Origin of the sequence: Pseudomonas emilianonis, assembly GCF_023072625.1 — a bacterium.
Taxonomy (GTDB): domain Bacteria; phylum Pseudomonadota; class Gammaproteobacteria; order Pseudomonadales; family Pseudomonadaceae; genus Aquipseudomonas; species Aquipseudomonas paraveronii.
Map to the genome: position 1 here is coordinate 1 of NZ_JAKNRV010000311.1, position 6,194 is coordinate 6,194.

General features: G+C 61.5%; 9 protein-coding genes and 1 pseudogene. 4 read left to right on the top strand and 6 right to left on the bottom strand.

Annotated elements, in window-relative coordinates:
• Positions 1-92 precede the first annotated feature (92 nt).
• From rluB to L9Z73_RS23465, 6 genes and pseudogenes are all read right to left on the bottom strand, one after another.
• A pseudogene (gene rluB, locus L9Z73_RS23440) lies at positions 93-824 on the bottom strand (23S rRNA pseudouridine(2605) synthase RluB); the annotation flags it as partial.
• Positions 825-968: 144 nt separating this feature from the next.
• Complete coding sequence (locus L9Z73_RS23445) at positions 969-1,160, bottom strand: DUF1289 domain-containing protein (RefSeq protein ID WP_247406128.1); 192 nt, start codon at positions 1,158-1,160, stop codon at positions 969-971.
• A 29-nt stretch (positions 1,161-1,189) separates the two neighbouring features.
• Positions 1,190-2,149: an SMC-Scp complex subunit ScpB gene (scpB, locus tag L9Z73_RS23450; protein ID WP_247406130.1), complete on the bottom strand. Its 960-nt coding sequence runs from the start codon at positions 2,147-2,149 to the stop codon at positions 1,190-1,192.
• 12 nt (positions 2,150-2,161) lie between these two features.
• Positions 2,162-2,860 carry a segregation and condensation protein A gene (locus L9Z73_RS23455; protein WP_178115112.1) on the bottom strand — a complete coding sequence of 233 codons (699 nt, stop codon included), beginning with the start codon at positions 2,858-2,860 and terminating at the stop codon, positions 2,162-2,164.
• A 120-nt stretch (positions 2,861-2,980) separates the two neighbouring features.
• Positions 2,981-3,610, bottom strand: a complete 630-nt coding sequence (locus L9Z73_RS23460) for an L-threonylcarbamoyladenylate synthase (protein ID WP_017847159.1) — start codon at positions 3,608-3,610, stop codon at positions 2,981-2,983.
• 13 nt (positions 3,611-3,623) lie between these two features.
• Positions 3,624-4,487, bottom strand: a complete 864-nt coding sequence (locus L9Z73_RS23465) for a PHP domain-containing protein (protein WP_247406132.1) — start codon at positions 4,485-4,487, stop codon at positions 3,624-3,626.
• Positions 4,488-4,574: 87 nt separating this feature from the next.
• On the opposite strand from L9Z73_RS23465, the gene L9Z73_RS23470 reads away from it, so the two are divergent.
• The 4 genes from L9Z73_RS23470 to L9Z73_RS23485 all read left to right on the top strand — a co-directional run.
• Positions 4,575-5,171 carry a septation protein A gene (locus L9Z73_RS23470; RefSeq protein ID WP_247406134.1) on the top strand — a complete coding sequence of 199 codons (597 nt, stop codon included), beginning with the start codon at positions 4,575-4,577 and terminating at the stop codon, positions 5,169-5,171.
• Position 5,172: 1 nt separating this feature from the next.
• Positions 5,173-5,472, top strand: coding sequence for a YciI family protein (locus tag L9Z73_RS23475; RefSeq protein ID WP_247406136.1), 300 nt, complete (start codon positions 5,173-5,175; stop codon positions 5,470-5,472).
• A 106-nt stretch (positions 5,473-5,578) separates the two neighbouring features.
• Entirely contained in the window at positions 5,579-5,986 is a 408-nt protein-coding gene (locus L9Z73_RS23480) for a translation initiation factor 2 (RefSeq protein ID WP_247406139.1), read from the top strand.
• 7 nt (positions 5,987-5,993) lie between these two features.
• The coding region (locus L9Z73_RS23485) for a response regulator (protein WP_247406142.1) at positions 5,994-6,194 on the top strand (201 nt) is incomplete at its 3' end.

Sequence of the window (6,194 nt, forward strand, 5' to 3'; positions counted from 1 at the left end):
CAACCAATCCCCAGGGAAGAATCACAATGCGTTTGCACTTATTCAAAGCTTTGCCTTTTGCTCTAGCCGCCAGTTTCGTACAGGCTCAAACCCTGACGGAGGCGATGCAGAAAGCGGTCGGAGTTCAAGAACACCGGGCCGAAACGCACGCGTTTCAGGCGGCTGACCACCAGGCCCTGGGATTCCCACAGGCGACGTACTTCGCGGTTACGGCCTTCCATCACCACGCAGTGATACCAGTGGTTGAACCCTTCGCCGCCTGGAGCCTGCTTGATGTCGGTGAACTTCGCCGGGCCATCTTCCAGCACGACGCCGGCCTTGAGGCGCGCGATCATCTCGTCATCGACTTCGCCACGCACACGCACGGCGTATTCGCGGTCCATCTCGTAGGATGGGTGCATCAGGCGGTTGGCCAGCTCACCGTCAGTGGTGAACATCAGCAAGCCGGTGGTGTTGATGTCGAGACGACCGATGTTGATCCAGCGGCCTTCTTTTGGCTTAGGCATCTTGTCGAACACGGTCGGACGGCCTTCCGGGTCGTCACGGGTGCAGATTTCGCCATCGGGCTTGTTGTACATGATCACGCGGCGCACCGATTCGGCGGCCTCTTCACGCTTGATGACCTTGCCATCAATGGTGATTGCATCGTGCAGGTCGACGCGCTGGCCGAGGGTGGCCTCGACGCCGTTGACCTTGATGCGCTTCTGGGTGATCCAGGCTTCAACGTCGCGGCGCGAGCCCACGCCGATACGCGCCAGCACCTTTTGCAGTTTTTCGCCTGCAGGGCCGATTTCCTGGCTGTCGTTCTGGTCTTTGTCGTTCATCTTAAGCACCTCCCGGTGGGTCGATTCAGGCGTGGCCTGAAGAGTGTTGAAAGCGGGGCTTTGGGCGAATACATCGCCAAAGGGTCGCGAATCATACGCGCATGGCGCGCGTTGCGCATCAGAGACTAGTTGATAAGTGCCGAGTCAGCGGCTTTTCCGCCGACCGGTGGCACCCAACGCCAACAGGCGCAGCTCGGCTTCGGCGAGCACCGTGCGCTTGTCGACTTTGTCGAGCTTCTTCCAGGCGCGGATCTCACGCTTGCTGCGGCCGCAGCCGACGCAGATGTCGGCGTTGAACTTGCACAGGCTGATGCAGGGGTCTTTGGTTGAAGTCATGCTTTGCTCCCCTCCCACATTGGACCGCGTCAGTCTTCGAACTGACGGCGCTCGGCCTCGACGGCTTCGGCCAGGGCGCGGGCTTCGTCTTCTTCGTCGCTCAGCGGTGGTTGTTCGAGGGCGGCGACGGCCGCCAGGAGTTTTTCGCGGGCTTCGGCGACGCCGAGGATGTCTTCCTCGGGCTCGGGTTCAGGCTCGGACTCGGACTCGACTTCAATTTCAACTTCAGCCGCCCCCTCGACGTGCAGCTCCTGGGCGTCCGGCTCTGCCGCACCATCACGCAGCAAATCATCGAAGTCGGTCTTGATGCCCTGCTCCATGTCGTCCAATTCCAGCAGCAAGGTGTGGAAACTGGTTTCGTCCTTCGGCTCTTCCGGTTCGGCGGAGGCGTCGGCCAGTTCCTGCAGGCTCGCCGGGACCGGGGCGTCGTCGAAGTCGAGTACCGGCTCGGTTTCCATCTCGCGCAATTCGGCCAGCGGTGGCAGGTCGTCGAGGTTTTTCAGGTTGAAGTGGTCGAGGAACACCTTGGTGGTAGCGAACATCGCCGGTTTGCCGGGCACGTCGCGGTAACCGACGATACGAATCCACTCGCGCTCCAGCAACGTCTTGACGATATGGCTGTTGACGGCCACGCCGCGCACGTCCTCGATTTCGCCGCGGGTGATCGGCTGGCGATAGGCGATCAGCGCCATGGTTTCCAGCATCGCCCGTGAGTAACGCTGCGGGCGCTCTTCCCACAAGCGGCCGACCCATGGGGAAAATTTCTCACGGATCTGCAGGCGATAACCCGACGCCACTTCGCGCAGCTCAAAAGCGCGGCCGTCGCAGGACTTGCGCAGGATCTCCAGGGCTTTCTTGAAGACCGGCGGTTCGGGGCGTTCGGCCTCTTCAAAGAGTTCGAACAGGCGCTCCAAAGATTGCGGCTTACCCGAAGCCAGAAGAAAGGCCTCCAGCAGCGGGGCCAGTTCGCGGGGTTCAGTCAGATTCATCGATTCAGCTCTTTATTCGGCTCGCGCCCGCACGTGGATAGCCGCAAAAGGCTCATTCTGGACCAGCTCGACCAAGGACTCCTTGACCAGCTCGAGGATCGCCATAAAGGTCACCACCACTCCCAGGCGCCCTTCTTCGGCGGTGAACAGCTCGACAAACGGCACAAAACCGCCGCCCTTGAGGCGTTCGAGCACATCGCTCATGCGCTCGCGGGTGGACAAGGCCTCGCGGCTGACCTGGTGGTGTTCAAACATGTCGCCACGGCGCAGCACCTCGGCCATCGACATCAGCAACTCTTCCAGGCTCACGTCCGGCAACAGCTTGCGCGCCCGGGCTTCCGGCGCATCGAGCTTGGGCACCACCACATCGCGGCCCACGCGGCTGAGGCCGTCGATGCCTTCGGCGGCGGCCTTGAAGCGTTCGTACTCCTGCAGGCGGCGGATCAGCTCGGCGCGCGGGTCGTCTTCTTCGGCCTCGACCGTCTCCGAGCGCGGCAACAGCATGCGCGACTTGATCTCGGCGAGCATCGCGGCCATCACCAGGTACTCGGCGGCCAGTTCCAGGCGCACCGACTGCATCAGCTCGACATAGCCCATGTACTGGCGGGTGATCTCCGCCACCGGGATGTCGAGGATGTTGATGTTTTGCTTGCGGATCAAATACAGCAGCAAATCCAGCGGGCCTTCAAAGGCCTCAAGGAACACTTCCAGGGCATCCGGCGGGATGTACAGGTCCAGCGGCATTTCCATGACCGCCTGGCCATACACCATGGCAAACGGCAGTTCCTGCTGGGCGCCGGCCTGGCTGTCGACGGTTTCCACGGCCGACATTCAGGCCTCGGCCATAAACGGGGCAGGGTCGCCGCAGCCGACACGGATCACTTCGGGGTCGCCGTCGGCCAGGTTGATCACGGTGGACGCCTTGCCGCCGCCGAAACCGCCGTCGATGATCAGGTCGACGTGTTTTTCCAGGAGTTGGCGCATTTCGTAGGGGTCTTCCAGCGGTTCGGTGGCGCCGGGCATGATCAACGACACGCTCATCAGCGGCTCGCCCAACTCGGCCAGCAGCGCCAGGGCGATCGGGTGTTCCGGCACGCGCAGGCCGATGGTGCGCTTCTTCGGATGCAGCAGCAGGCGCGGCACTTCGCGGGTGGCGTTGAGAATAAAGGTGTACGGCCCCGGCGTGTGGGCCTTGAGCAGGCGGAAGGTGCCGGTGTCGACCTTGGCGAACAGGCCCAATTGGGACAGGTCGCTGCAGATCAGCGCGAAGTTGTGCTTGTCGTCCAACTGACGCAGGCGTCTGACACGCTCGACCGCGTTTTTGTCACCGATCTGACAACCGATGGCGTAGGACGAATCAGTTGGATAGATCACCACGCCACCGGCGCGAATGATCTCCACGGCCTGTTTGATCAGGCGTGGCTGAGGGTTTTCCGGATGAATCTGGAAGAATTGACTCACGTGCTCTACCTGTTCAGACGGTGGCAATAATGGGGTCATGCTTGAATCGCCCCCACAAGAGCGGCAAGTCTTCCGGGACCGGGCGATATTCGCCGATCTCGGACCAGCCGCCTGGGCCATGAAAGTCACTGCCGGCGCTGACCAGCAGACCAAATTCGCGGGCAAGAATCGCCAGGCTGCCAACCTGTTCGGCGGGTTGATGCCCGTTGACCACTTCAATTGCGTGGCCGCCCGCACCAATATAGTCGCCAATCAGCTTGCGACGCTTGCTGCGGGTGAAATCGTAATGCCAGGGATGTGCCAGGCTGACCCAGGCCCCGGAGGCCCGCAGGGTCTCGACGGTGTCGTCCAAGGTCGGCCAATGCTGCTTGACGTCGCCCAGTTTGCCGGCGCCCAGCCATTTGCGAAAGGCTTCGGCGCGGTCCCGGACAAACCCTTCGCGCACCATCCAATCGGCGAAATGCGGCCGGGCCGGTGCGTTGCCGCTGTCGCCCAGTTCCTGCTGGATGGCGCGGGCGCCGTCGAGGGCGTTGGGCATGCCTTTAAGGCCGAGCTTGCGGCTTATTTCTTCGGAGCGCAGCCAGCGGCCAGCGTGCAATTGGGCGATCGCCTCCACCAGCGCGGGGGCTTTTTGGTCAAAACCGTAGCCGAGCACATGAATGGTGGCGCCGCCCCAGGTGCAGGACAATTCCACGCCGTTGACCAGTTGCATACCCAGCGCCTGGGCGGCTTCGCGGGCCTCGTCGAGGCCTTCGAGGGTATCGTGATCGGTCAACGACAGGACTCGCACGCCTTTTTCAAACGCACGCGCAACCAATACCGCAGGCGCCAGGGCGCCATCGGAGGCCGTGCTGTGGCAGTGCAAATCAACATTCACGGAAGTGTGTAACCTCAAGTCAGGTGGCGCTTTCGCTACCAAGGATGTTTGTTATTATGCCGCCACATCCAGCTTCTGGCTCTTACTGTGAAACAATTCATCGACTTCATCCCGCTGTTGCTGTTTTTCATCGTTTACAAACTCGACCCCAGGGTCATCGATCTCGCCGGCCATGAACTGACCTTCGGAGGCATCTACAGCGCCACCGCCGTGCTGATCATCAGCTCCATCGTGGTCTACGGCGCCATCTTCATCTCCCAGCGCAAACTCGAAAAAAGCCAATGGTTGACCCTGGTCGCCTGCCTGGTCTTCGGCAGCCTGACCCTGGCCTTCCACAGCGAAACCTTTCTTAAATGGAAAGCCCCGGTGGTGAACTGGCTGTTCGCCCTGGCGTTTATCGGTAGCCACTTCGTTGGCGATCGCCTGTTGATCAAGCGGATCATGGGCCATGCCCTGACCCTGCCGGAACCGGTGTGGACACGCCTGAACGTGGCCTGGATCGTGTTTTTCCTGTTCTGCGGCGGCGCCAACCTGTTCGTGGCCTTCACCTTCCAGGACTACTGGGTCGACTTCAAGGTGTTCGGCAGCCTGGGCATGACCGTATTGTTCCTGGTCGGCCAAGGCATCTACCTGTCGCGCCACCTGCATGAAACCGACCCCACTACGCCGAAAACCGAGGACTGACATGCTCTACGCCATCATTGCCACCGACGTTGCCAACTCGCTGGAAAAACGCCTGTCCGTGCGCCCGGCCCACGTCGAGCGCCTGAAAGTGCTGCAGGCCGAAGGCCGCATCGTGTTGGCCGGCCCGCACCCGGCGATCGACAGCAACGACCCGGGCGCCGCCGGTTTCACCGGTAGCCTGATCGTTGCCGAGTTCGCGTCCCTGGCCGATGCCCAAGCCTGGGCCAAGGCTGACCCGTATGTGGCGGCCGGCGTCTACGCGGATGTAGTGATCAAACCGTTCAAGCAAGTCCTGCCTTGACCCCGGTCGCGCCGAACCAATTCGGTTCGGCGCACTCCTAATTGCTCATTATTCTGGGTAACCTGCCGACAACGTTCTGAATATTCGTGTGGAATCAGGAGTTCCGATGCGCTTACGTCAGTTGTGTCTGTTGGCAGTGTTAATGATCGGGGCTACGGCCCACGCTGAAGAAACCTCGAACACCGGCAGTTCTACGCCCCTGTCCTTGAGTGCCGGCAGCCAGATCACCGAATTGCAGCAACGCTTGAAAGAAAGCGAACGGCTGCGTGAAGAACTGAGCAAGCAACTGCAAACCACGGATGCTGCCCGTGAAAGCGCCCAGCTGAGTCGCTTGCGCCAAGAGAATCAACGCCTGGCCCAGCAACTCAAAGAGACACAGGGCGGCGGCTTGACCCGATGGCTGACCGAGCAACAGCAGTGGTTTGTCACCGGCGCAGCCGTCGCACTGATCGCCTTGCTGTGCGGGATCTTCGCCAGTGGTGGGCACCGTCGCCGTCGACAATGGCTAAATTGAGTGAGTCATGAGCGAGCTGTTACTGATAGATGATGACCAAGAGCTCTGCGAGCTGCTGACCAGTTGGTTGAGCCAGGAAGGCTTCCAGGTGCGCGCCTGCCACGACGGTTTGAGCGCCCGCAAAGCCTTGGCCGACAGCGCCCCGGCGGCCGTGGTGCTCGACGTGATGCTGCCCGACGGCAGTGGCCTGGAGCTGCTCAAGCAATTG

Excerpts from the sequence above, each read along its gene's own strand:
- L9Z73_RS23445 (WP_247406128.1), bottom strand. The coding sequence starts at position 1,160 with ATGACTTCAACCAAAGACCCCTGCATCAGCCTGTGCAAGTTCAACGCC.
- scpB (WP_247406130.1), bottom strand. The coding sequence starts at position 2,149 with ATGAATCTGACTGAACCCCGCGAACTGGCCCCGCTGCTGGAGGCCTTT.
- L9Z73_RS23475 (WP_247406136.1), top strand. The coding sequence starts at position 5,173 with ATGCTCTACGCCATCATTGCCACCGACGTTGCCAACTCGCTGGAAAAA.
- L9Z73_RS23480 (WP_247406139.1), top strand. The coding sequence starts at position 5,579 with ATGCGCTTACGTCAGTTGTGTCTGTTGGCAGTGTTAATGATCGGGGCT.